The sequence below is a fragment of the Bacillus sp. 5mfcol3.1 genome (genome assembly GCF_900114335.1).
Lineage (GTDB): Bacteria > Bacillota > Bacilli > Bacillales > Bacillaceae_G > Bacillus_A > Bacillus_A thuringiensis_S.
This window is the reverse complement of the sequence record NZ_FOST01000007.1, coordinates 124,712-149,587: the sequence shown is the minus strand read 5'-3', so window position 1 is coordinate 149,587 and position 24,876 is coordinate 124,712. Positions and strand designations below refer to the sequence as shown.

The window sequence follows — 24,876 nt, the reverse complement described above, 5'->3', positions numbered from 1 at the left end:
CTCCATTACGCTTCTTTTCGGCGATCAATTAATACAGCTAGTAAGATTACAAGTCCTTTTACAACTTGTTGGAAGAAAGAAGATACACCTAATAAATTTAAACCATTATTTAGTACACCGATAATTAGTACACCGATGAATGTACCAACAATCCATCCTCTTCCCCCAGAAAGACTTGTTCCACCTAATACAACTGCTGCAATTGCATCTAATTCGTAAGAAGTACCTGCAGTCGGCTGTGCAGAATCTAGTCGTGATGTTAAGACAATACCTGCAAGCGCTGCCAAAATTCCGGAAAGACCGTAAATCATTACTTTAATTCTCGTAACATTAATACCTGATAGTGCTGCTGCTTCTTCATTTCCACCAATTGCAAATGTACGACGGCCAAATGTCGTTTTCTTCAAAATGAAGTACAGTACTGCGAAAGCGATCATCATTGTAACAGCTGGTACCGGAATACCAAGAAAATAACCGCGGCCAAACATTTGGAACATTAAATGATCACCAAGACCAGTGATCGGACGTCCGTCCATATAAACAAGCGTCAACCCACGAAAAATAGTCATTGTTGCTAAAGTTGCAATAAATGGAGCTACTTTTCCTTTCGCAATGATGATACCGTTTACAATCCCCATTACAAGACCTGCTAATAGTCCAACTGCCATTGCAAGGAACGGATCCATGCCACTTGCCATCATTCCAGCAACAAGTGCACTTGATAATGCTAAAATAGAACCTACCGATAAGTCAATACCCCCTGTTAAAATTACGAAGGTCATTCCGAATGCAATAAGCGCATTAATCGATACTTGACGCAGTATATTAAATAAATTTGGAATTTCAATGAACGCTGGATTTAAAACTGTAATTACGACGATAATTAATACTAAACCGATTAAAGAACCGAGTTGTTGTAATACATTCCCCTTCTTAGCCATCCTTACTCTCCCCCTGTAGCTAGTGCCATAATAGACTCTTGTGATGCCTCATCTTTCCCTAAAATGCCGCCGACTTTTCCTTCATGAATAACAAGAACTCGATCACTCATTCCTAAAACTTCCGGAAGCTCAGATGATACCATAATAACGGCATCGCCTTGCTCTGTAAGCTTATTCATAATAGAGTAAATTTCTTTTTTCGCTCCAACATCGACACCTCTTGTTGGCTCATCTAAAATGAGTAATTGCGGATGAATGCCTAGCCATTTTGCGATTACAATCTTTTGCTGATTTCCACCAGAAAGAGATTTCACTGCCTGCTCTCCGCTAGATGCTTTCACATTAAGAAGCTTCATCATATCCTCTGTAAACTGTTGTTCTAGCTCATTGCTTAGAACACTTCCCTTTGAAAGACTTTCTAAATTCGGTAAAGCTAAATTTTCTCTAATTGAAAAATCTAACACTAATCCTTCAGACTTTCTATCTTCTGTAATGAAAGCAATTCTTTGTCTAATTGCATCTATCGGACTATCAATCTTTACTTCTTGTCCATTTATAAAAATTTGTCCAGAATCTAAAGGTTCATAACCAAATATCGCTTTCATAATATCAGTACGACCAGCCCCCATCAAACCAGCTACACCAAGGATTTCACCTTTCCTCACTTGAAACGAAACATTTTCAAATTTCCCTTTCTTCGTTCCGTTACGCATTTCAAAAATGACATCACCAATTTGACTATTTCGCTCTGGGTAACGTTCACCAATGCTGCGCCCCACCATCATACTCACTACTTCATCAAATGATGTTTCTGGAATTAATCTCTTTCCAACGTATTCTCCATCACGCAAAATCGTAATGGCATCACATATTGAGAAAATCTCTTCCATACGATGCGAAATGTACACGAATGAAACACCTTCTTTACGTAACTTGTTGATTACTGTAAAGAGCGTTTCGATTTCACGATCCGTCAGTGCCGCAGTAGGTTCATCCATAATAATAACGCTCGCGTTTGTCATTAACGCTTTCGCAATTTCGATAATTTGCTGTTGTCCAACCGATAGTTCCTCTGCTAACATAGCACCTCGTACATGCAATCCTAGCTCTGCTAGTTGCTGCTGCGCAATCGCGTTCATTTGTCGAGTGCGTAAAATACCTGTTTTCCCATACATTAACTCTTTACCAAGAAACATATTTTCAGCTACTGTTAAATTCGGCAATATGTTTAGTTCTTGATGTATAAATGCGATGCCGTACTCTTCAGCTTCTTTCGCATTTTTAAAGGTGCGCTCTTGCCCATCAATCGTGATTGTCCCATCATCTTTTTTGTATACACCTGTTAAAATCTTCATGAGCGTTGATTTACCCGCTCCATTTTCCCCCATCAATGCATGGACTTCTCCTGTTTCAATCATAAACTGTGCATTCTTCAAAACAGGATTGCCATTGAACGCCTTTGAAATGTTTTTCATTTCAATATGCATTCCCATCACTTCCCTTTATTAAAAAATCACGCCTGCATGTAAAATTACATTTGCATAAGGCGTAGCCTCGCCTGTACGAATAATCGCCTTCGCTTTCTTTGTATGCTCTTTAAATTGTTCATGAGATACATACTCAAATGCTGGCTCTATTAATTTTTGCTCGATCTCTTTATTTACTTCCGCATTATTTATAATGACTTCTTCTGCTAACGTCACTTTTTCAATTGCCATATCATCAGCTACAACTTGTAACACCTCTAAAAAACTCGGTTTTCCAATCTCAACAGCTAAATCAATTCGTTTTACTCCATCCGGAATCGGTAACCCGCAATCAGCAATTACAACCGTATCTGTATGCCCAAGTGAAGCAAGGACTGCCGCGATTTCACTGTTTAATACACCATGCTTTTTCATCCAACAATCACCTGCACTTCACGTACTCGATCTCTCGTTGGCATACCGCCCTGTGCTCCAAGTTTCGTTACAGAAAGACCACCGGCAATATTCGCGAAACGAATTGCTTTTTGAAGTGTCTCTCCTTCAGAAAGTGCAACTGCTAACGCACCATTAAATGTATCACCAGCTCCAGTTGTATCCACTACATCAACAGCAATGCTAGGAACATGTACAATCTCCGTGCCATTATGGAAACGAACACCGTTAGAACCTTCTGTCATCAATAATTTATTTGGATACTTCGCCAATAAATCTTCAATTGGTGATGTAAAATCATCTAATACGATGCGGCACTCATGTTCATTTGGCGTAATATAAGTTGCTTTTTCTAAAATTTCTTCTGATAAAACTTGTGCTGGCGCTGGATTCAACATAACAGGAATATTATGTTCCTCACAAATAGCCAATACATATTTTACTGTTTCAAGTGGAATTTCTAGTTGAAGAACAACCATATCCGCTTTTACAAGAAGGTCTTTGGAGCGATCTACAACTGACTTATTTACAAGAGCATTTGCCCCTTGTACGACAACAATACTGTTATCTTCTTCTGCTAAAACGATATGAGCAATTCCTGTCGTTCTATCTGTAACCGGTACCACATAATCGATAAAAATGCGTTCGTTCTCTAAATTTTTTCTAACTACTGTTCCATAATCATCATTTCCTACCGCTCCAACCATTGCTACATTTGCTCCTAACCTAGCTGCAGCAACTGCTTGGTTTGCCCCTTTCCCTCCTGGGATTGTATGAAACGCTTCACCAATTACTGTTTCTCCTGCTTTCGGCCGTTTTTTTGAAACAGCCACTAAGTCCATTGAAATGCTTCCTACTACTGCAATATTTGGCATCTGTTTCATCTCCTTACTTCGTTGTATTTCGTTCTATAATTTCAATCGGCAAACGATAGTGTTTCTCTTCTAATGTATTTCCTTCCATTTGCTCTAACAACAACTCTGTTGCAATTTTCCCCATTTCATATATCGGTTGTGCAACTGTTGTAATAGATGGATACATCATTTCTGTTAAAGAAATTCCATCAAATCCGATAATTTGTAAATCATCTGGAATGGCAATCCCCTTTTGAAGTGCAGCCTTTACAATACCAATAGCAATTAAATCATTCCCAGCAACAATACCATCAATATGCGGGTATTCTTCTAATAATTCCATCGCTACACGCTCACTATTTGCTGGCTCAAACGTACTCTCCGCAATCATATACGAAAGATTATTTTGCGTAATAACGTCTACAAAACCTTCAAAACGTTCATTTGCAGTACTCACATCACGTGGTCCGCGAATATGTGCAATATGTTTACATCCTTTATCTAGTAACAACTTTGTCGCAGCCTGACTTCCTGCATAGTTATCTGCATATACAGTAGGAATACGCTCATTAAACATACGGTCAATCGCAACAACCGGAACAGATAAATTCATGTAATTAACACTATTTTGTGGATTCGTTGCTACAATAAATCCATCTACATTATTTTGTCTAAGTACATCAATGTATTGTTTCTCTTTTTCTAAACTTTCATCAGAGTTACAAAGGACAACTGTGTAACCTTGTTTATGTGCTACATCTTCTACGGCACGTGCAACTTCTGGAAAGAACGGATTCACGATATTCGGAACAACTAAGCCAATTAAACGAGACTTTTTATTATACAGTGAACGCGCTACTGTACTAGGCTTATAATCTAACATCTCTATTGCACGCTCTACCTTTTTTAATGTATCTTCATGAACATATCCATTTTTATTTAGAACTCTGGAAACGGTCGCAACAGATACTCCCGCTAATTTCGCAACGTCTTTAATCGTACTCATTCTCTTTTCTCCTCATTTCATGTAACCGTTTACAGAAAATAATATAACGTATTTCTAAAAATACGTCAATCATTTCTCACTAAAAAGCTTTTAAGGTTATACTCAAAAAAGCACCGCCATAAGGCGATGCTTCTTCATTACGAGTATGATACAGTTTTTTCTTTTTCTTCAACAGCAGGCTCTTCAGCATCTTTTTTACGATCTGATAGTTTAATTTTTTGTAAGAAAATCGTAAAGATGGCACCTACTACGATAAATACTAATCCTGTTAAGAATACAGTATGAAGCGAGTCTACTAAAGAGTTTTTCAAAATAGGTACAATGCTGTTAGCAAACGCTTCTGGCATTTGTTTTAATGCCTCTGGGCTAAATAGCATCGAATATAAACCTTGTGGATCTGTGTGAATCATATCTTTAAATTTCGTTACCATTTGTCCCGCTTCTTTCGGGAATGTATCTAATACAGGTACTAATTTATTTGTTAACGTTGTACCTGAAGTGTTATTCATAATTGATCCTAAAATTGTAATACCAAATGTTCCACCAATTTGACGGAAGAACTGACTTGATGACGTTACGACACCAAGGTCTTTTTTCGGAAAGCTTTCTTGTAACGCTAATGTTAATGTCGGCATTACAAGACCCATTCCTAAACCGATAACCATCATATAAGAAGTAGCTGTAAGCTTCGTTGTGTGCATATCCATCGTTGTTAATAACCAAAAACCACCGGCCATAATAAGCATACCTGCGATAATTTGTGGTTTTACACCAACTTTTAATACAAGTTGCCCACCGATAATACTCATTACAATCATTGTAATCATCATTGGAGTCATAATTGTTCCTGATTCAGCAGCACTTACTCCTACAATACCTTGCATGAAGAATGGTACGAACATAATCGCGCCGAACATTCCAATACTCATAAAGAATCCAATCGCATTCAGTATTGTAAATGTGCGATTTTTAAAGAAATGCATTGGTAAAATCGGCTCTTCAGCTTTCGTTTCAACAATAACAAAGCTAACGATACCAATTACAGCTAGTGCGAATAAACCGATAATTTGCCAAGAATCCCATGCATAATCTTTTCCGCCAAACGTTAGCGCAAGTAATAAACTTACAACACCTAGAATCATCGTAAAGATTCCAGCGATATCAATTTTAATTGGTCCTGTTTGTTTATGTGATTTTAATCCCATTGCAATAAAGATTGTTGCTAAAATACCAACCGGTAAGTTAATGTAGAATACCCATCTCCAGTTCACTGCATCTACAATCCAACCACCAACTTGCGGTCCAATTACAGAAGCAAGACCGTATAACGCACCAAAAATACCTTGCCATTTCGCACGTTCTTTTCCCGTGAACATATCTCCAATAATAATCATAGCCATTGGCATCATAATACCGCCACCAAGACCTTGAATACCACGGAAAATAATTAATTCTGTCATACCATTCGCCATACCACATAACGCCGAACCAATCATGAAAATAACTAGCCCTGTTATATATACGTTACGACGACCAAGTAAATCCGCTAATTTACCTGCAATTGGTACAACTGTCGTTGATGTTAACATATAAGCTGTCGTTAACCATGTCATTAAACTTAATCCGCCTAGGTCACCGACGATACGTGGCATTGCTGTACCAACAATTGTTCCATCTAATGCAGCAAATAGCATCGCGATTACTAAACCGATTAACAACAACTTTCTATTTTGATTTTCTTGTTGCTCCATGTAATCTCCTCAATTCCTCTTAGTTATTCTCTTTTTTCTCTTGTGTCCCGCAAATAATGGTTTCTAACTTCTCAAAGAGACGTAATAAATCTTCTCTTTCTTGCAACTCTAAATGTGAAAAGTATTTTGCAATATGCTCGTTGCGAGCTGTCATTGCCTCTTCTACTCTAGCTTTCCCCTTTTTCGTTAACTCGATGATGACAACACGACGGTCATCTTTGTCGTGATAGCGTTCTACAAGTTCTTGATCGATTAGACGATCAATCATCACTGTAATCGCGCTAGGCTTCACATACATCTTTTTTGCTAATGTTGTCGCTCTTGAAGCCCCATAATGATCTAAAATCTTTAAAATATAAAACTGCGGTGGTGTAAGTCCTGTTGCTTGCATTTGTTCTAATAACTCCGTCTGCATTTTCTTTCCAATCGAAAAGGCAAGAGCTTGAATTTTATCGATATGCGTCATATCATTTGGCATGTTATCCACCTCTTATTTAAACAATAAAATATTTAACGTATTTAAATATTAATCCCGCGAACAAAATCCGTCAATACTTTTATTTATAAAAACGTTTACATTTTTGTCACAAAGTTGTATAATTTTCGACGAAGTTAATATTGACAGTCACGGAGAAACGGAGTACACGGCTATGAATCATAAAAAAGGAAACTTTTTTATATTTCATGGCCTTTTTATGTTCTCTGTCTTAAAACGCTTCGAATTAATTAGGGGAGGATTTTCATTTTATGTTTTTCACACAATTATTTAAACCTGCGCCCCACGCGGAACGCTTACCAGCTGATCGCGTTGATAGCGAATACCGTAAATTACGTTTACAAGTATTCTTAGGTATCTTCATCGGTTATGCAGGTTACTACTTTGTTCGAAAAAACTTTTCACTAGCTATGCCATACTTAATCGAGCAAGGCTTTAGTAAAGGGGAACTTGGGGTTATCCTTTCAGCAGTATCTATCGCTTACGGATTAAGTAAATTCTTGATGGGTATCGTATCCGATCGTTGTAATCCTCGCTACTTTTTAGCAGCTGGGCTATTTTTATCAGGTATCATTAATATTATTTTCGGCTCATTTTCTTTCATTACAACGAGCATTATACTTATGTTTGTACTTCAGTTTTTAAATGGATGGGTACAAGGTATGGGCTGGCCTCCTTGTGGCCGTACGATGGTTCACTGGTTCTCTATTAGCGAACGTGGTACAAAAATGTCTATTTGGAACGTCGCTCATAATGTCGGCGGCGCGCTTATGCCTTCTCTTGTAACATTAGGCTTATACTTCTTCGCAGATGACTGGAAAAGTATTTTTTACTTCCCAGGTATTCTTTCAATTTTAGTTGGTATTTATGTATTAATTACAATGAAAGATACGCCTCAATCTTGTGGACTACCTTCTATTGAAGAGCATACTGGAGAATATCCACCAGATGAGAAAATAAAAGATCGCGAACGCGAACTTTCGGCAAAAGAAATTTTATTTAAATACGTACTAAACAATAAGTTTTTATGGTACATCGCTATTGCGAACGTTTTCGTATATTTCGTACGTTACGGCGTTGTAGACTGGGCTCCTACTTATTTAGTAGAAGAAAAAAGCTTTACTCATAGTAGCTCACGTACTGCTTACGCTCTATATGAATGGGCTGGTATTCCAGGTACGCTTCTTTGCGGATGGATGAGTGATAAACTATTTAAAGGACGTCGTGCACCTGCTGGTATTTTATTTATGGTTGGTGTATTTATCGCAGTTCTTGTTTACTGGTTAAACCCTCCTGGTAATCCAATGGTTGATAGTATCGCACTTGTCGCAATTGGATTTTTAATTTACGGACCGGTTATGCTAATTGGTCTACACGCTCTTGACTTAGCACCAAAGAAAGCTGCTGGAACAGCAGCAGGCTTAACTGGATTCTTCGGTTACTTAGGCGGAGCTGCTTTCGCTAGTGCCGCTATGGGCTTTATCGTAGATGCATTCGGATGGGATGGCGGATTCATCTTATTACTTGCATCTTGCATACTTGCAATGTTCTTCCTTGCCCTTACTTTAAATACAGGGTCAACAAAACAAAAGCAAGCTTAAGTACAAATATTATACTTATCAAAAAAAGAGAGACCATTCTTTCCAGAATGCCTCTCTTTTTTCTACATATAAATCTTTTTTCTTACAAAAGATTTATTTTCCTCTCATATATATGTTAGCGCTTCCAAACAACTTCAACACCTAATACAACTGCATTCAAATTTTATATAAAAAGATTTTTGAATATTTTTTCAACTTATTCTTGTCAAACATTGTCAATTTATATTAAAATAACAACATACAAAATATTTAGTTTTTTCAGAAAAGATGGAGGGATAGCCATGAAGAATCCACTTCTTCGTATTGAAAACTTGCAAACTTCCTTTCGTATACAAGATCAGTATCATGCAGCAGTTGATGATGTATCCTTAACTGTTCATGAAAATGAAATTGTTGCTATCGTTGGTGAGTCAGGATGCGGAAAAAGTGCACTTGCCCTTTCCATTATGCGATTGCATAATGAAGCAAATACAAAATTACAAGGGCAGCTTAACTATAGAGATAAGGATCTATTAACCATGTCCGCCGCAGAGATGAATAAAGTACGCGGATCAAACATCGGTATGATTTTCCAAGAACCTCTTACAGCACTCGACCCTCTTATGACAGTTGGAAAACAAATCGAAGAAAACTTAGACTACCACACAAGCCTTTCAAAAGTTGAAAAGAAAGAACGCACCTTAGAACTACTCCATCAAGTTGGTATTCCAAAACCAGAACTTACATATAAACAATACCCACACGAATTATCTGGCGGAATGAGACAAAGAATTGTTATCGCAATTGCAATTGCTTGTAAGCCTGGACTCATCATTGCAGATGAGCCAACAACCGCTCTAGATGTAACAATTCAAGCTCAAATATTAGACTTACTAAAATCCATTCAAGAACAAACAAAAATGGGCATCATCTTAATTACACACGATTTAAGCGTCGTTGCCGAAACCGCCGATCGTATTGTCGTTATGTATGCAGGACAAGTTGTAGAAACAGGAACAGTAGAAGAGATTTTTAATAATCCTCTTCATCCATACACTCGTTCCTTATTAAACTCAATCCCGTCTGCATATGCAGAAAAAGAAAAGTTACACGTGATTCAAGGGGTTGTTCCTTCGTTGGCGAAGATGCCTCGCACGGGTTGCCGTTTCCAAGCTCGAATTCCATGGATTAGACCTGATCACCACGAGGAAAATCCAATTTTGCATGAAGTAAAGCCAGACCATTGGGTACGTTGTACTTGCTACAAGCATTTCAACTTCCAAGATAAGAAAGGAGATGACGTAACTCATGGCACTGCTTAAAGTAGACGATTTAAAAGTACATTTCCCAATTAAAGGTGGTTTCTTCGGACGTACATTAGATTACGTGCGCGCTGTCGATGGCGTAAGTTTTGAATTACAACCGGGTGAAACATATGGAATCGTTGGTGAATCTGGTAGTGGTAAATCAACAACAGGTAAAGCAATTATGCATTTAACGAAAGCGACAAATGGTAGCATTCATTTTAACAATAAAGACTTAACAAAGTTAAGTCGCTCTGAGCTACGTGAACAACGAAAAGATATTCAAATGATTTTCCAAGATCCCTATTCATCATTAAATCCGAAAAAACGTGTTCTCGATATTATCGCTGAACCTCTTCGGAATTTTGAGAAGCTCTCACCTGATGAAGAACGTAGAACCGTTCAAGAGTATCTTAGTATAGTTGGATTAAATCCAGAATCTGTTTATAAATATCCACATGAGTTTTCTGGTGGACAAAGACAGCGAATTGGTATTGCACGGGCACTTACATTAAAACCGAAGCTTATTATCGCGGACGAACCTGTATCTGCACTTGACGTGTCGGTACAAGCTCAAGTTTTAAACTTCTTGCAAGATTTACAAGCTGAACTCGGACTAACATACTTATTTATTAGTCATGATTTAGGCGTAATTCGCCATATGTGTGACCGTATCGGTGTTATGTATCGCGGACGCATCGTTGAAGAAGCAACAAGTGCAGAAATTTATAATAATCCACAACATATTTATACGAAGCGCTTAATATCAGCTATTCCTGATATTCGTCCTGAAAACCGCGAACAACAACGTAAATTACGTCGTGAAGTAAGCGCTGAATACGAAAAATCATACGAAAACTATTTCAACGAAAATGGTCGTGCTTACGATTTAAAAACAATCTCGCCAACACACCGGGTGGCATTACCTTAAGGGAGTGATAAAACATGTGGAAGTTTATATTACGGAGATTTTTAGTGATGATCCCGCAATTATTCGTGTTAAGTATACTTGTCTTTCTACTAGCTAAAGCAATGCCAGGCGATGCCTTAACCGGCAGAGCAATGAATCCAAAAGCGGATCCAAAAGTAATTGAAGAACAACGTGAAAAGCTTGGATTAAATGACCCAGTTACAACACAATATGTTCGCTGGATTAAAAATGCAGTCCAAGGTGACTTCGGTATTTCCTATGCACACAAAATGAAAGTAACCGAGTTAATTGGAGAACGCCTTGGAAATACAGTATCTTTAGCACTTGTTATTCTTATTCTTACTTATTTAATTGCCATACCACTAGGAGTTATAAGTGGGCGGTGGAATGATACATGGGCTGATCGACTCATTACCATTTACAACTATCTAGGTTTTGCTACACCACTATTTATATTTGCACTCGTTATGCTCTTCCTATTCGGATTTAAGTTTGCAATATTCCCAACCGGCGGTAGCGTAGATCCTCAAGTTGCAACAGGAACATTTGCTTACTATTTAAGCAAATTAAATCACATGCTACTACCAGCTTTATCAGGGGCATTAATTGCAACAGTTGGTACTGTTCAATATTTACGAAGCGAAATTATTGATACGAAACATAAAGACTTTGTGCGTACAGTAAGAGCAAAAGGTGTTCCAGAATCAAAAATCTATTCTAGACATATTTTACGCAATTCATTCTTACCAATTGCAGCCTTCTTAGGCTATGAAATTACAGGATTAGTTGGCGGTGCCATCTTCTTAGAAAGTATTTTTAGCTATCCAGGAATTGGACAACTATTTATACAATCTATTTCTCAACGTGATTTTAGTGTAATAACTGCACTCGTTATGTTTACTGGATTTGCAACGTTACTTGGAACTCTCCTTTCAGATATTATTCTAAGCATCGTCGATCCACGTATTCGTATTGATTAATGGAGGTGAAGAAACATTATGTTAGCAAAACCCGAAAAACAAACTGAAGTTATTCATTACGAAAAAAGCCCTTCCGGTTTCTCTATTATGTGGCGAGAACTTCGTAAAGATAAATTAGCAATGTTTTCACTTTTTTTCCTAGCAATTTTATTACTAGCAGTCTACGCAACATCTTTTATTATGAAACAAGAAGATATTGTACGAGTTGATTTATTCGCTATTTATGCTCCTCCCTCTGCTGAACATTGGTTAGGAACAGATTACGGAGGACGCGATATTTTCGGTCAACTTATTATTGGTACACGTAACTCATTTACAATTGGATTAGCAATTACTATTCTTTCTTGTTTAATTGGTCTTTCAATTGGATTAATTGCCGGTTATTTCGGAGGAACTATTGATAATATCATTATGCGCGTTATCGACTTTGTTATGGTTTTACCATTTTTAATGCTTGTAATTGTATTTATTACACTTGTTCCTACGTTCAATATTTTCACTTTCATTTTAATTATGAGCGTGTTCTTATGGACAGGAAAAGCCAGATTAATTCGCTCAAAAGTATTAACTGAAAAAGAACTCGATTATGTCTCTGCATCTAAAACTTTAGGAACACCAAACTGGAAAATCATTCTTTTCCAAGTACTACCTAACTTAAGTTCAATTATCATTGTTAGCGTTACATTAAATCTTGCTGGAAACATCGGTATTGAATCTGGTCTAACTTTCTTAGGATTTGGTCTACCAGAAAGTACACCAAGCCTTGGTACACTTGTTAGTTATGCTAGAAATCCAGATGTATTACAAGAGAAATGGTGGATTTGGTTACCCGCATCAATCATGATTTTAACATTGATGCTGTGTATAAATTTTATTGGTCAAGCGCTACGCCGTTCGGCCGATGCAAGACAAAGAAAGGGATAAGGGGTGGAAGAAATGACAAATAAGCCAAAGTTTTTCAAAGTATTAAGTACACTTGCAGTTTCAACATTACTACTTTCAGCATGTGGGGGCAGTGGTGGTAGTGAAAAAACGAGCAGCACAAAAAAAGTAGATACAAATAAATTTAGTGCATCTGTTAAAAATGATAAAAAGGAAATTAAAGATGGTTCATTAACATATGGTCTTGTTTCTAACACACCATTTGAAGGACTTTTAAATTTCGCTGTATATGAAGGAGATCCTGATAACCAAGTCATTACAATTTTCGATGAATCTTTATTATCAAATGACGAAAACTGGGAATACACAAATGATGGCGCTGCTACATATGAAATTTCTGCAGATAAAAAGACAATTACACTAAAAATCAAAGATAATGTAAAATGGCATGATGGAAACCCTGTTACTGCTGAAGATTTAGAATACTCTTATCTAGTGATTGGTAGTAAAAAATATGCCGGTTCTCGCTATGACACTCAAATGCAAATGATTGAAGGTATGGAAGATTACCACAATGGAAAAGCCGAAAAAATTTCAGGTATAAAGGTAACGGATCCAAAAACAATTTCGATTACATTTAAAGAGCCGAATCCTTCAGTGAAAACTGGGCTTTGGGCATACCCTCTTCATAAGAAATATTTAGGAGATGTACCAATCGATAAATTAGCAGAATCTGATAAAATTCGTAAAAACCCAATTGGTTTCGGACCTTTTAAAGTGAAGAAAATTACTCCAGGAGAATCTGTTGAATTTGAACGTTTTGATGATTATTATGGTGGAAAACCAAAACTGAAAAGTATGGTTTTAAAAGTTGTTAACCCTTCCGTTGTTAACGCGTCCTTAAAAAATGGTGATATTGACATTGCTGAAGTAAGTGCAGATCAGTATCCAAATGTAAGTAAATTAAAAAATGCACAATTAGTCGGTAAAACCGATTTATACTATAGTTATATCGGCTTTAAATTAGGCCATATGGATAAAGAAAAAGAAGAAGTAGTGATGGATAAGGATAAGTTTAAAGATGTTCGTGTACGTCAAGCAATGGCTTATGCTATTGATCGAAAAGAAATTGGCGAAAAATTATATCACGGCCTACGTTATCCGGCTAACTCACCAATCCCACCATCTCTACCAAAATATCATAACAATAAAATTGGTGCCTATGATAAAGATGTAGAGAAAGCTAAAAAGTTATTAGATGAAGCTGGCTATAAAGATACGAACGGAGATGGATTCCGTGAAGATCCGAATGGTAAAGAATTTAAAGCTAATTTCTTATCAATGAGTGGTAGCGATGTGAGTGAACCACTTGCAAAATTCTTTATTCAATCTTGGAAAGACATCGGCCTAAAAGTAGAACTTCTTGATGGTCGCTTACACGAATTCAACTCATTCTACGATATGATTAAAAAAGATGATCCAAAGGTTGATCTTTTCGCTGCTGCTTGGGGAACTGCATCTGATCCAGACCCTTCTGGTATTTGGGCTAAAAATGCAGCGTTCAATTACACACGTTGGGCTACTGACAAAAACACAGAATTATTAAAACAAGGTATTTCTCCAAAAGCTGCTGATGAAAAGTACCGTAAAGATGTCTACGATAAATGGCAAAAATTAGTTCATGATGAAGTACCATTAATTCCACTTCATTATAAATTTGACCTAAAAGGTGTAAATAATCGCGTAAAAGATTACAAATATACACCAGAAGATCAATATAAGTGGGGTAAAGTTAGCGTAACGAGCGATAAAGCAGAAACAGAGAAATAATAAAATAGCTCCTGGCACTGAGATACATGCCAGGAGCTATTTTTTATTTACAATCCTTTTCTTACTATTTATAACAACCAATTCCTTCCCTACTATAAAATCAAAAAATTTGATGAAACACCTTTATTAAAACAGCTAACGTAACAGATGCAGCAAATCCTCCTAGACAAATTAAGCTTACCCCTTGACTATATGACAAATTTTGAAATGATTTCATTGCTTCCATCCTCCCTATCTCCCCTTTGATACTTTTATTTTACCAATGGGAAAAATTTCATAACATCGATTTCTCTAACAACTAACTTACAAATTTGTAAGTTAACATCTTTTCAAATTATATATCTAGTATTTCCACAAATAAGAGTTCTTTATACATAAAAAAGACCTCAGTTATACTAAGGTCTTCATTACATTCTATTTTATTTTATAATCATCATCGGACATTTCACTCGTTTTGCTATTTTATGACTTACACTACCAAGTACCATTTCTTGCAGTGTATTTAGCCCTCTGCTTCCGGCGATAACAAGATCTATATCTCCTGTATTTACATATTGAACAATTGTATCTCCAGGATCACCATGTAATATCGTAATTGTATAAGATATGTTCTCTTTCTTTAATAAAACTTCAATCTCTTTTAATTTATCTTTTCGACTAGCCGATATTGTTTCTAAATCTGTTTGACCTTGTATAATATCTGATTTTGCCGTTCTATTATCTACTACGTACACAACTTCAACATTTGTTTCTGCGCTACATTTCGCAATATATGTTGCATGTTCCGCTGCTCGAAGTGCATGTTCAGAACCGTCACATGCTAATATAATTTGTTTGTACATATGCTGAATCCCCTTTTCGTTATCCTACTCGTATTATATAATAAAGCCTCCTAAAAAGGAGGCTTTTAACTAGCAATTCTTTTATTATAAGTAGCTAAATTTGCAACAAGTTTTGAGCTACGTTCATTTAATCCTGTTATACTTACTTTCACACCACTTTGCTCATACTTTATGATAACTTTATCAATTGATGCCACCGCTGAATCATCCCATACGTGCGCATGAGTAAAATTCATTTCAATTTCTTTTACATCTTCATTAAATGAAAAATTATTTATGAAATCGGCTGTGGATGCAAAGAAAAGTTGACCGTGAATTTCGTATATTTTCTTATTTTCAATATATAAATGTTTCACGTGAATCTTTGCCATATTGAATGCAAATAACACCGCACTAATTACTGTTCCGATAATTACACCTAATGCTAAGTTATGTGTAATTAGGACAATCACAACTGTTACGATCATAACAAATGCGTTTCCTTTTGGTACTTTATGAATCGTTGTTACAGAGTTCCAATCAAACGTTCCGATTGAAACCATAATCATAACCGCAACTAAAGCTGCCATCGGAATATGAACGACATAATCTCCTAAAACGAATAATAATACGATTAAAAATCCGCCCGCTACAAATGTTGATAGGCGACCTCGTCCACCTGATTTAATATTAATAACAGATTGGCCGATCATTGCACATCCTGCCATTCCTCCGAAAAATCCAGCAACGATGTTTGCGATCCCTTGTCCGCGTGCCTCTTTATGCTTATTACTTTCTGTATGCGTCATATCATCTAAAACTGAAGCTGTTAATAAAGACTCTAGTAAACCAATGATTGCAAGCATAACTGCATAAGGTAAAATAATCCCTAATGTTTCTAATGTAAATGGCACATCAGGAATACTAAAGAACGGTAATTCTTTCGGCAGGCTTCCCATATCCCCTACTGTTTTCAACTGTAATCCGCTCATAAGTGCAATACTCGTCACAATAATAATTGAAATAAGCGTAGAAGGTACAACCGTTGTAATACGTGGAAATAAATATATAATTGCAAGTCCTAATACAACGAGTGCATACATTTGCCAAGTTGTATTTTTAAAATGCGGTAATTGCGCTGTAAAAACTAAAATTCCAAGTGAATTTAAAAAACCACTCATAACAGATTTCGGAACAAACTTCATAAATGAGCTCAGTTTGAACACGCCAAAAATAATTTGGACGATACCTGTTAATATTGTTGTAGCAAATAAATATTGCAAACCATGATCTTTAACAAGCGTTACCATTAATAATGCCATTGCACCTGTTGCAGCTGAAATCATTCCAGTTCTTCCGCCAACAAATGAAATGGTAACTGCAATACAAAAGGCTGCGTATAGTCCAACTGTTGGATCCACGCCTGCAATAACAGAGAAGGCTATCGCTTCAGGGATTAATGCTAAAGCAACGACAATTCCTGATAACACGTCCCCTCTCACATTAGAAAACCAGTCATTTTTTATCGTTTGAAACAAAATACCACTCCTCTACTCCTTTATAATTTGATTTTCTCCATAAGAAAATCTAGCCGACTGCACGAAAGCTATTATATAACGAGTAGAAGATTTTTTGCTATGTAAAAGTTTCCTAAAGAAAAAGACGCTACCTTAGTAGCATCTTTTCTCATTTCATTAATGTCCACCGTGTCCTTGACCACTTTCCTGAACAATTTCTAACCTCTCATCTAGTATTCCTTGTGTTTCAAATGAAATATCACTCGTACTTCCTAATAAGAAACCGTGATTATATGGTCCAAGTGTTGGATCATCTTTAAACTTCGGCTGAATGCTTGCAAGGAAGTCATACACTGGTTGTGAAGCTTTACCTTCTTCTAATAATACAACAGGTGCGTGTTTACCCATATGTGAAAAAGGTGCCCCAGCAACTGCTAAATCTGGTGTTTTGCTTGAAACAAATGATAAACCGTGACCAGGTTTTGTGAATCCCCAGCCAAATTTTGTTTTTTCATCTTTAAATTTAGCGAACGCAATCGAGTTTTCTGTAGGGGTCTCTCCACTAATACGCGTTACTTTCCCGTATTTGCTTAACTCCTTTTCTACTTCTTTTGAAACAATTTTTTCTGGCCCTAATATATATATATTTGCTTTATCTTTTCTCATCTTTAATGCCTCTATTGTCGCTTCTGGCACTTTATTCTTTTCTGTATAGAGTAGTGGTTCCGGCATATGAGAAATCCAATTTACAGCGGGTGTTGTATATAAACGTCCTTCTTCTGCAGATGAACCGAGAATAACACTATTTGGGTAGCTTCCTGTTATATCGGCATACTCCTTATCAACATCTTTCGCAAATATAGCTGGGTCCGTTTCTTTTATTTGTTTTACTTTATAACCTTTTAATTGTTCAAGCGCGCTAGTACCTACATCCCCCATCACCATAATTTGTGTTCCATCTTTCGTTCCGATTGGATTTAATCGTTTTATTTCTTTTAACGTCATTTCCGGTATCTTTTCTTTTTCTATAAATAAAATCGGCCCGTTATTCGGATGATGAATAAGGTCTGCACTCGCAATACCTAATTGCCACTCGCTTGCTGGTACTAAAATAACAGCACCCGGCTGGTTCTCTTTATGGGTTGCTGGCCATATCGTTTGCGAAGTTAACACTGCCATTTGCAGGGGATCATTTGTATTTAACCTCGTCACATTTTTTAAACTTGTCGTTAATAAATCATACGATGCCCCTTGGTTCATTTCTTTTGGCGCCGTTACCTCCTGATTCATTTTCATTTCCTTTTGCTCTGTTTTTTTCTCTTTTGTAGATTCATGGTTTTTATGGTCTGTATTCGTTTGTCCGCATGCAGCAAGACCAACTGCTGTAATTATTGTTATCCCAAAAATTCGGGTCATTTTTTTCATTATACCGCCTCCGTATTAATCATTTTTGAGCCAATATGATTACCTAAAATGTAATTTCAACTCCACAATAACAAGCAATTCTGAAGAAATTATGCAGACACATCATAATCTGCACCATTTCTTCATGATTTTGCATTACACTTTAAGTAACGATTATAAATATGGAGGGCTCTCTATGATTGATATACTGCTCGTAGACGATGAACCGAGAATGCTTGAATTATTAACGCTTTATCTTACCCCAATTGGATATAACTGCGTATGTGCGACTTCAGGAGAAGAGGCTATTTTACATATAGAAAATCGAAACTTTAAATTTGTTTTACTCGATATTATGATGCCAAAGATGGACGGATGGGAAACGTGCAAAAAAATCCGATCTTTTAGTAACATTCCCATTATTATGGTTACAGCTCGTGATCAAACAGTAGATGTCGTTCAAGGATTAAAACTGGGAGCCGATGATTACGTAACGAAACCTTTCCATGAAGAAGAACTTTTCGCAAGAATTGAAGCCGTTTTAAGACGTACAAATGAACATAAACAAATCCAATATCACGGTATTGTATGGGATGAAACAAAACACTTCGTTTCTGTCCATAATGAAGAACTCCTTCTCACACCAATTGAATTTTCTTTACTCGGATTATTTTTACGCCATGTGAACTACGTATTAAACCGTGATCAGCTCATCGAACGAATTTGGGGGCTAAACACAAATACAGAAGATCGCACAGTCGATTCACATATTCGTAATTTACGTGATAAATTGCGAAAAGCAAATTTCCCTATTGATCACCATTTAAAAACTGTTTACGGAGTCGGATATCGATGGGTTGATACTCTAGATTAAGGAGCAAAGCAATGAAGCGAATTTCTATTCAGCTCGGATTTTATTTTTTGATTGTTACACTTTTAATCGAAAGTGTTCTATTTGTCTCGCTTTATTATAGCCTTGTCAACAATAGAGTAAATGAAGAAATGACAGCTTTATTAAAGCGCGGAAATAGTCACAGAGATGTCCTTGAAAAGTATTTTGATAAGCAAACAATCTCCCATGTTGCACTAATGGAATCCGAAGCCGAAACTACTGTTGTTATTACAAATGCAAATAAGGAGGTACTAGCTAAATCCAATGAAATAAATACTACTATAAAAAAGCATATTGAAAAGATGCAAACACGGACAGATCATGACGGAGCAATTATAGAGAATCATTGGAAAACATCTAATTATATATGTACAGTTAGCCCCATTGTAGTGGCTGGAAAAACGGAAGGATACGTATATATGTTTCTCGGGACGGAATCAATCGAGGAAATGGTTAACGGGCTAACAAGACAATTCATTATTGCCGGAGTCATTACGTTTCTACTAACAGCCATCACCATCTTTCTATTATCACGTTTGTTAACAAAACCATTGTTACACATGAAACATGCAACTGAAAAAATGAGTAAAGGCGATTTGTCCGTTTCGTTAACAACTACTCGAAATGATGAAATTGGTGAACTAGCATCATCTATTCAAACGCTCGCAAATGATTTACATTATATGAAAACAGAGCGAAGTGAATTCCTAGCAAGTGTTGCTCACGAATTACGAACACCGTTAACATACGTAAGAGGTTATGCTGACATTGCTTTAAAAGAAAGCACCTCTCCTGAACAACGTTTACGATATTTATCGATTATAAAAGATGAGTCTGATTACATTACAAACTTAGTTCAAGATTTATTTTCACTTGCACAAATGGAACAACATAACTTTTCTATTCAAGTAAAGGAAGTGCATTTACACACCTTCCTTACTCGCATAGCTGAAAAAGTAAACGCCATGTATAAAGAAAGATACATTAAAGTTTCTTTCTCTTGTTCTCCTACACTGCTAGTAAACTTAGATGAACAGCGATTTGAACAAGTTATAGTAAACATTTTAAATAACGCTTATAGACATTCAAAAGAACATTCTCATATAAACATTTCTATTACAGAAGAACATAAACGTATCTCCATTACAATTGAAGATGAAGGCGAAGGTATCCCGCCTGAAGACCTCCCTCACATTTTCGACCGCTTTTATCGTGTTGATAAAGCTAGATCACGAGCTACAGGTGGAACTGGTTTAGGACTATCTATCGTGAAGGAAATTGTAGAGCTACACGGCGGAAATATTACAGTAACGAGTGAAGTCAATCACGGGTCTTGCTTTATAATTTCATTACCATCTATAAAGAAACACGACTATCATCAGTAGTCGTGTTTCTTTATCCCGCATTAACGGGCAGTACGACCCCTACATCAAAATTCAGCGGAAGCAAAGAAGTTAGGTGGGGGATCAACTGCCCGTAAAAGCCCGATTGGTTCAACTAATAATCAGTGGGAGATGAACAAAACCCCCACTGATTAAAGTTTCACTTTATCATTTTACTTTATAATATAAATTTACAAATTGCCCAAAACGTTTCGTATCCGTTAAAGTTAAATTAATTTCTGGATTCTTTTCTTTAAATAATGGGACACCTGAGCCTAATATATGCGGTGTAATCGTAACAATATATTCATCAATTAGATTATTTTTAAAGAATTCTCTCAGTAGCTCTCCTCCACCAACCATCCATATTTTAGATCCTTCTTGTGCTTTTAACCTTTTTGTAAACTCCACTACATCTTCATTTACAAATTCCACGTTTCCGTCTGAACCTTTTTCTGAACGAGAAAAAACATAACATGCTTTATCTAAGTACGGGAATGTTTCCGTATGCTCTACTACATAATCGTACGTTCTCTTTCCCATTATTATTGTATCAATTGTTTCATACATTTCTGTATAACCGTTATCTCCCTCTCCTTCCGTTTCCATTAACCACTCTAAATCATCATTTTCTTTCGCAATATACCCATCTAAGCTCGCCGCTATAAATAAAACTATTTCACGTGACATATCTTTTCCTCCTTGCATCTCATCTTGATAACATATGATGTAAACAATATACTAACAATAAAACATGACAATTTATGTCATGTTAAAAAGAAAAAAGGTGATACATTTGTCAAAAGCTAAACGCTTATTAGATATTCTTATATTTGCTTCTGCAAAAAAAGCATTTACAGCTCAAGAAATAGCCGATGAATTTAATATTTCCGTTCGTACTGTCCATAGATATATTTTAGATTTAAGTGATATGGGATTACCCATTTACGCTGAACAAGGTCGCAACGGAGGATATAAAGTATTAACAACTAGGGTCATTCCACCTATCTTATTTACCGAAGAAGAAGCAGTCTCCATCTTTTTTGCCTTTCAATCTTTAAGCTACTACAGAGACTTACCTTTTAACACAGAAATAAATTCCGTTACACATAAACTATATAGCTCCCTACAACATGATGCGAAAGCGAAAGTTGATAAAATACGTTCTTATATCGCCTTTTGGAATCCGAAGAGAACAATTGAGACCCCACTTTTAAACGAAGTGTTAACAGCGGCTATTGAAAATAAAAATTTACACTTTCAATACGAATCTAAATCAGGGATAAAAACAAAACATGTTCATCCGATTGGTGTATATGCTCACGACGGGTTATGGTACTTACCGTCCTATGACTTCGGTAGAAAAAAAGTATTACTGTATCGCGTTGATCGTGTTCTCTCAATATTATCGATGGAAGAAAATACAGATACATTCATGAATTTAGAAGAGTGGTTTGCCTCTAACTCTAACGTAGTACACAATCCTACTCAGTTACATGTTTTACTGACAACAGAAGGCGTACGCCAATGTAAAAGCGTTCCTTATCTTGAGGAATTCGTTATAGTAAACGAGGATGGGACAGGATATATAAATTCAACAATTAATAAAGGTGAGATTAACTTTATTACTCCTTTATTTTATAGACTTGGAAAAGATGCAAAAGTTTTAGAACCGAAAGAATTGATAGATGGTTTACGTATACGTGCGAAAGAAGTTTTACATATGTATGAAGACGAAAAAAGCTGCTAAATATAAGCAGCTTTTTGTGTATTTGTTCCTATTGTTTTGACTGTTGACGAATATCAATCCACCAACGATATGACGCATTCATATTTTCAGTACTTCCATTCCCTCTGTAATGGAAAGCATCCAAAAAGATTGAATCTAGTTTATCTTCATCTACAAAGTAACCTAAGTTAACTTTTACCGTTTCTCCTGGTCGGATACTGCCAATATTGTAGAAGCTTTTCCCATCTCCGTGAGGCTCTAAATAATCAACTTCTCCCGTCATAATACGCGTTGCATCCATTCCCTCTTCTTTAGCGTATTTCCATGCATTCCCTTCAAATTTAAGCTGCTTTATGGATGGATGCATATAGATTTCTTCTGTTGCCTGTTTACCAATATTTCTCACTGTTGTTGTTAAATAGACAAATTTAACATTAACTAATTTCGAATCTACTAATGTATCAATTGAATCTTTACCATTCCCTAGTTTATATTCATCTCGTCTGTACGATAGTAATTTTCCCATCTGATCTAAAGCCTTATTCTTGCTTAATATCTCTAGGCCAAGTTCATTAAAATTCTCTTGTTTAAAATCTTTAATTGAATCAAAGACTTCAACTTTTTCTATCACATATTCAATTTGGCTGTTATCCATAGATATCGTTACTGGAACCTTTTGTCCTATATGAAATAGTCGTTTACTATCTTTTTTCAATGGAATCACCTTATTTTCTTTCGGTTCAGCTGCTTTGGTAAAGCGATTTTCATCATAATCTGCTATATATGATGCCTTTTCTTTTGACGTAGGCTCAAGTGAAATACTCCCTAACACATCTATCATTTGTTCTTCGTTTACATCGGATCCAATATAACTTTCTAACATAATCCCTTCTTTCTCAAAAAAGAGAAAGACCTTTCTGTCAAACATTACGTTGTTGTTTCCAGTTTCTTTATGGACAATTACTGCTTTCCTGCCATTTATCTCTTTTTCTTCATAACTTTTTGAATATAAAGTTTGAAAATCCGCATTTTCTCCCACTCTCGAAAGAACGAATGAAAACCCGCCCATTGCGTCGTTATCTTTAAATGAATATTTCATAGCACTATCATCGATTGCTTCCATATTTTCTGGCAATTTACCTATTTTCAGCTTATACCACTTATCACTCTTTTTTGAGTCCTTATTTTTTACCGACACATTTACTTCGTAATTTTGTTTTTGAACAATCATATTATAGACTTTCACTGCACCAAAAACAGTTGTTGGCATACCAATTAATAAACAGGCAGCAGCGATTAACATACGATGTCTTTTACGCTTTTTCTGTGGTCGCTCGCCTCTCAGCTTCATTTCTTCCATAAACAATTTCTTTTTGCGCGTATATGTATGTGAAAATTCATGTTGTTCTTCGAGTTTATCAAAATCATCTAAAGCAATTTTTTCAGCAAGTTCATATATTTCTTTGGAGTTCTTTGAATTCGTCATGTTGTATACCTCCTATCATATTTTGGACTCGTTTTCGAGCACGCTCAAACTGCTTGCGGACATTGGCCTCCGTTATCCCCATGACACTTGAAATTTCTTGATACGTTAAGTTATAGAAGACTTTATACTTAAACACCTGTCTATTAGACTCATTTAACTCTTTTAACAATGCATCAATTTGAAACTCGGACATTACACGTTTTTCCCACTCTTCAATATTTTCATCTACTGTTTCTGTTGATTCTCTTTCATATTCTTCTAAAAATGTTTCATGTCGTCTATTTTTCCGATAGCTATCAATCGCCTTGTTTTTCGCAACCCTCAAAATGTAGCGTTTAAGCTCTTCAGTACTCAAGCTATGGAGCTTTTCCAAGTTCTTATAAAGAGTAATAAACGTCTCTTGAACCGCATCTTCAGCCTGTTGAATATTATTTAAAATAGAATAAGCTACATAATAAATTTTTTGTTCATACAACTCATATAGCTCTTCCATCTTTTCATAATCGTTGTTTGTAACTTTCATATAATTCCTCCTCTCACTCTATATAACGAATGAGCACTGTAACTTTGTGACACTGCAAAATCTTTTTATAGATAAAATTTAATAATAGAATAAACAAAAGCCCAATTTCTCTATTGTAACTAAGAAATTGGGCTTTTTAATATTAGAATTTTCCTGACTGTATCTCTAAGAAAAATTCTTTTACACCTTTTCAATATGCAGTATTTGCTCTATCGCTTCTTTTAACAAATTCTTTGTCTCTTCAAAGTTATGATTCTTCTTTTCCTCCGTTTGCACCGTATAAAACTCAGCAAACGAACGCTCTTTATATCTTGGTACGACATGCATATGGTAATGTGTTAACTCGTTAAATACTCCACCATTTTGACAAACTGTAATTCCATCTGGTTTATATAATGCCTTAATCGCTTTTGCAATCAGCTTAGAAGCATCCATAATTGATCTTGCTACAATGTCATCTAATTCGTCTACTTCTACAACATGCTGCTTTGGCACAATTAAAGTATGTCCTGGGTAGAAAGGTGCATGATCTAAAAAGCAAGTTACATAATCATCTTCATATACTTTATATATTTTTTCCTCTTCGTTTGCTAATTTACAACCTAAACAGTCCACTACACTTTCCCCTCTTTCTAAAAACATAAAAAC

At 36.1% G+C, this 24,876-nt stretch carries 24 protein-coding genes; 9 read left to right on the top strand and 15 right to left on the bottom strand.

Features of this window, described 5'->3' with window-relative positions; all coding sequences use genetic code 11:
- Positions 1–5: 5 nt before the first annotated feature.
- From rbsC to BM089_RS25490, 7 genes are all read right to left on the bottom strand, one after another.
- Positions 6–941, bottom strand: coding sequence for an ABC transporter permease subunit (gene rbsC / locus BM089_RS25520; protein ID WP_001074649.1), 936 nt, complete (start codon positions 939–941; stop codon positions 6–8).
- 2 nt (positions 942–943) lie between these two features.
- On the bottom strand, positions 944–2,428 hold the full coding sequence (rbsA, locus tag BM089_RS25515) for a ribose ABC transporter ATP-binding protein RbsA (protein ID WP_002094284.1): 1,485 nt from the start codon (positions 2,426–2,428) through the stop codon (positions 944–946).
- A gap of 18 nt (positions 2,429–2,446) precedes the next feature.
- Positions 2,447–2,842, bottom strand: a complete 396-nt coding sequence (rbsD, locus tag BM089_RS25510; RefSeq protein ID WP_000716151.1) for a D-ribose pyranase — start codon at positions 2,840–2,842, stop codon at positions 2,447–2,449.
- Positions 2,839–3,735 (bottom strand): ribokinase, encoded by an 897-nt coding sequence (gene rbsK, locus BM089_RS25505; RefSeq protein WP_001132865.1) that lies wholly within the window; start codon positions 3,733–3,735, stop codon positions 2,839–2,841. The genes rbsD and rbsK overlap by 4 nt, the downstream gene beginning before the upstream one ends.
- A 13-nt stretch (positions 3,736–3,748) precedes the next feature.
- Positions 3,749–4,720 carry a ribose operon transcriptional repressor RbsR gene (gene rbsR, locus BM089_RS25500; RefSeq protein ID WP_000104051.1) on the bottom strand — a complete coding sequence of 324 codons (972 nt, stop codon included), beginning with the start codon at positions 4,718–4,720 and terminating at the stop codon, positions 3,749–3,751.
- 137 nt (positions 4,721–4,857) lie between these two features.
- Positions 4,858–6,471: an MDR family MFS transporter gene (locus tag BM089_RS25495; protein ID WP_000437647.1), complete on the bottom strand. Its 1,614-nt coding sequence runs from the start codon at positions 6,469–6,471 to the stop codon at positions 4,858–4,860.
- A 19-nt stretch (positions 6,472–6,490) separates the two neighbouring features.
- Complete coding sequence (locus BM089_RS25490) at positions 6,491–6,949, bottom strand: MarR family winged helix-turn-helix transcriptional regulator (RefSeq protein WP_001132365.1); 459 nt, start codon at positions 6,947–6,949, stop codon at positions 6,491–6,493.
- A gap of 269 nt (positions 6,950–7,218) precedes the next feature.
- On the opposite strand from BM089_RS25490, the gene glpT reads away from it, so the two are divergent.
- The 6 genes from glpT (at position 7,219) to opp4A (ending at position 14,474) form a co-directional block, all read left to right on the top strand.
- A complete protein-coding gene (glpT, locus tag BM089_RS25485) occupies positions 7,219–8,568 on the top strand; it encodes a glycerol-3-phosphate transporter (protein WP_000466382.1) in 1,350 nt (449 codons plus the stop codon).
- 281 nt (positions 8,569–8,849) lie between these two features.
- Positions 8,850–9,869, top strand: a complete 1,020-nt coding sequence (locus tag BM089_RS25480; protein WP_090978411.1) for an ABC transporter ATP-binding protein — start codon at positions 8,850–8,852, stop codon at positions 9,867–9,869.
- Positions 9,856–10,782 (top strand): ABC transporter ATP-binding protein, encoded by a 927-nt coding sequence (locus tag BM089_RS25475; RefSeq protein ID WP_090978408.1) that lies wholly within the window; start codon positions 9,856–9,858, stop codon positions 10,780–10,782. The genes BM089_RS25480 and BM089_RS25475 overlap by 14 nt, the downstream gene beginning before the upstream one ends.
- A 14-nt stretch (positions 10,783–10,796) precedes the next feature.
- Positions 10,797–11,762 carry an oligopeptide ABC transporter permease gene (gene opp4B, locus BM089_RS25470; RefSeq protein WP_064532045.1) on the top strand — a complete coding sequence of 322 codons (966 nt, stop codon included), beginning with the start codon at positions 10,797–10,799 and terminating at the stop codon, positions 11,760–11,762.
- 18 nt (positions 11,763–11,780) lie between these two features.
- Entirely contained in the window at positions 11,781–12,686 is a 906-nt protein-coding gene (locus BM089_RS25465) for an ABC transporter permease (protein WP_065482183.1), read from the top strand.
- A 12-nt stretch (positions 12,687–12,698) separates the two neighbouring features.
- Entirely contained in the window at positions 12,699–14,474 is a 1,776-nt protein-coding gene (gene opp4A / locus BM089_RS25460; RefSeq protein ID WP_090978406.1) for an oligopeptide ABC transporter substrate-binding protein, read from the top strand.
- 100 nt (positions 14,475–14,574) lie between these two features.
- Here the strand turns inward: opp4A and BM089_RS25455 are convergent, their stop codons facing one another.
- The 4 genes from BM089_RS25455 to BM089_RS25440 form a co-directional block, all read right to left on the bottom strand.
- A complete protein-coding gene (locus tag BM089_RS25455) occupies positions 14,575–14,691 on the bottom strand; it encodes a DUF4027 family protein (RefSeq protein ID WP_000834733.1) in 117 nt (38 codons plus the stop codon).
- A 202-nt stretch (positions 14,692–14,893) separates the two neighbouring features.
- On the bottom strand, positions 14,894–15,316 hold the full coding sequence (locus BM089_RS25450) for a universal stress protein (RefSeq protein WP_090978404.1): 423 nt from the start codon (positions 15,314–15,316) through the stop codon (positions 14,894–14,896).
- Positions 15,317–15,381: 65 nt separating this feature from the next.
- Positions 15,382–16,833: a SulP family inorganic anion transporter gene (locus BM089_RS25445; RefSeq protein ID WP_090978402.1), complete on the bottom strand. Its 1,452-nt coding sequence runs from the start codon at positions 16,831–16,833 to the stop codon at positions 15,382–15,384.
- Positions 16,834–16,989: 156 nt separating this feature from the next.
- Complete coding sequence (locus tag BM089_RS25440) at positions 16,990–18,237, bottom strand: cell wall-binding repeat-containing protein (RefSeq protein ID WP_090978400.1); 1,248 nt, start codon at positions 18,235–18,237, stop codon at positions 16,990–16,992.
- A 175-nt stretch (positions 18,238–18,412) separates the two neighbouring features.
- Between BM089_RS25440 and BM089_RS25435 the strand changes: the two genes are divergently transcribed.
- Together BM089_RS25435 and BM089_RS25430 are read left to right on the top strand one after the other, a co-directional pair.
- The gene (locus tag BM089_RS25435; protein ID WP_053565245.1) at positions 18,413–19,090 is read left to right on the top strand and encodes a response regulator transcription factor; all 678 of its coding nucleotides are present in this window, start codon (positions 18,413–18,415) and stop codon (positions 19,088–19,090) included.
- 11 nt (positions 19,091–19,101) lie between these two features.
- A complete protein-coding gene (locus BM089_RS25430; RefSeq protein WP_000822579.1) occupies positions 19,102–20,493 on the top strand; it encodes a sensor histidine kinase in 1,392 nt (463 codons plus the stop codon).
- Between the two features lie 165 nt (positions 20,494–20,658).
- Here the strand turns inward: BM089_RS25430 and BM089_RS25425 are convergent, their stop codons facing one another.
- Positions 20,659–21,180, bottom strand: coding sequence for a dihydrofolate reductase family protein (locus tag BM089_RS25425; protein ID WP_071714257.1), 522 nt, complete (start codon positions 21,178–21,180; stop codon positions 20,659–20,661).
- 64 nt (positions 21,181–21,244) lie between these two features.
- Here BM089_RS25425 and BM089_RS25420 point away from each other — a divergent pair, with 64 nt between their 5' ends.
- Positions 21,245–22,240: a helix-turn-helix transcriptional regulator gene (locus BM089_RS25420; protein ID WP_175495699.1), complete on the top strand. Its 996-nt coding sequence runs from the start codon at positions 21,245–21,247 to the stop codon at positions 22,238–22,240.
- 28 nt (positions 22,241–22,268) lie between these two features.
- Here the strand turns inward: BM089_RS25420 and BM089_RS25415 are convergent, their stop codons facing one another.
- The 3 genes from BM089_RS25415 to BM089_RS25405 form a co-directional block, all read right to left on the bottom strand.
- Positions 22,269–23,705 (bottom strand): DUF4367 domain-containing protein, encoded by a 1,437-nt coding sequence (locus tag BM089_RS25415; protein WP_090978396.1) that lies wholly within the window; start codon positions 23,703–23,705, stop codon positions 22,269–22,271.
- Entirely contained in the window at positions 23,671–24,228 is a 558-nt protein-coding gene (locus tag BM089_RS25410; RefSeq protein WP_090978394.1) for an RNA polymerase sigma factor, read from the bottom strand. Before BM089_RS25410 ends, BM089_RS25415 begins: the two co-directional genes overlap by 35 nt.
- 180 nt (positions 24,229–24,408) lie before the next feature.
- Positions 24,409–24,843 (bottom strand): HIT family protein, encoded by a 435-nt coding sequence (locus tag BM089_RS25405; RefSeq protein WP_090978392.1) that lies wholly within the window; start codon positions 24,841–24,843, stop codon positions 24,409–24,411.
- Positions 24,844–24,876 lie beyond the last annotated feature (33 nt).

Coding starts and splice junctions, on each gene's coding strand:
- BM089_RS25455 (WP_000834733.1), bottom strand. CDS start 14,691: ATGAAATCATTTCAAAATTTGTCATATAGTCAAGGGGTAAGCTTAATT.
- rbsC (WP_001074649.1), bottom strand. CDS start 941: ATGGCTAAGAAGGGGAATGTATTACAACAACTCGGTTCTTTAATCGGT.
- opp4A (WP_090978406.1), top strand. CDS start 12,699: ATGACAAATAAGCCAAAGTTTTTCAAAGTATTAAGTACACTTGCAGTT.
- BM089_RS25415 (WP_090978396.1), bottom strand. CDS start 23,705: ATGACGAATTCAAAGAACTCCAAAGAAATATATGAACTTGCTGAAAAA.
- BM089_RS25495 (WP_000437647.1), bottom strand. CDS start 6,471: ATGGAGCAACAAGAAAATCAAAATAGAAAGTTGTTGTTAATCGGTTTA.
- opp4B (WP_064532045.1), top strand. CDS start 10,797: ATGTGGAAGTTTATATTACGGAGATTTTTAGTGATGATCCCGCAATTA.
- BM089_RS25450 (WP_090978404.1), bottom strand. CDS start 15,316: ATGTACAAACAAATTATATTAGCATGTGACGGTTCTGAACATGCACTT.
- rbsR (WP_000104051.1), bottom strand. CDS start 4,720: ATGAGTACGATTAAAGACGTTGCGAAATTAGCGGGAGTATCTGTTGCG.
- BM089_RS25490 (WP_001132365.1), bottom strand. CDS start 6,949: ATGCCAAATGATATGACGCATATCGATAAAATTCAAGCTCTTGCCTTT.
- BM089_RS25425 (WP_071714257.1), bottom strand. CDS start 21,180: ATGTCACGTGAAATAGTTTTATTTATAGCGGCGAGCTTAGATGGGTAT.
- BM089_RS25410 (WP_090978394.1), bottom strand. CDS start 24,228: ATGAAAGTTACAAACAACGATTATGAAAAGATGGAAGAGCTATATGAG.
- BM089_RS25475 (WP_090978408.1), top strand. CDS start 9,856: ATGGCACTGCTTAAAGTAGACGATTTAAAAGTACATTTCCCAATTAAA.
- rbsD (WP_000716151.1), bottom strand. CDS start 2,842: ATGAAAAAGCATGGTGTATTAAACAGTGAAATCGCGGCAGTCCTTGCT.
- BM089_RS25430 (WP_000822579.1), top strand. CDS start 19,102: ATGAAGCGAATTTCTATTCAGCTCGGATTTTATTTTTTGATTGTTACA.
- rbsA (WP_002094284.1), bottom strand. CDS start 2,428: ATGCATATTGAAATGAAAAACATTTCAAAGGCGTTCAATGGCAATCCT.
- rbsK (WP_001132865.1), bottom strand. CDS start 3,735: ATGCCAAATATTGCAGTAGTAGGAAGCATTTCAATGGACTTAGTGGCT.
- BM089_RS25435 (WP_053565245.1), top strand. CDS start 18,413: ATGATTGATATACTGCTCGTAGACGATGAACCGAGAATGCTTGAATTA.
- BM089_RS25480 (WP_090978411.1), top strand. CDS start 8,850: ATGAAGAATCCACTTCTTCGTATTGAAAACTTGCAAACTTCCTTTCGT.
- BM089_RS25440 (WP_090978400.1), bottom strand. CDS start 18,237: ATGAAAAAAATGACCCGAATTTTTGGGATAACAATAATTACAGCAGTT.
- BM089_RS25465 (WP_065482183.1), top strand. CDS start 11,781: ATGTTAGCAAAACCCGAAAAACAAACTGAAGTTATTCATTACGAAAAA.
- glpT (WP_000466382.1), top strand. CDS start 7,219: ATGTTTTTCACACAATTATTTAAACCTGCGCCCCACGCGGAACGCTTA.
- BM089_RS25420 (WP_175495699.1), top strand. CDS start 21,245: ATGACAATTTATGTCATGTTAAAAAGAAAAAAGGTGATACATTTGTCA.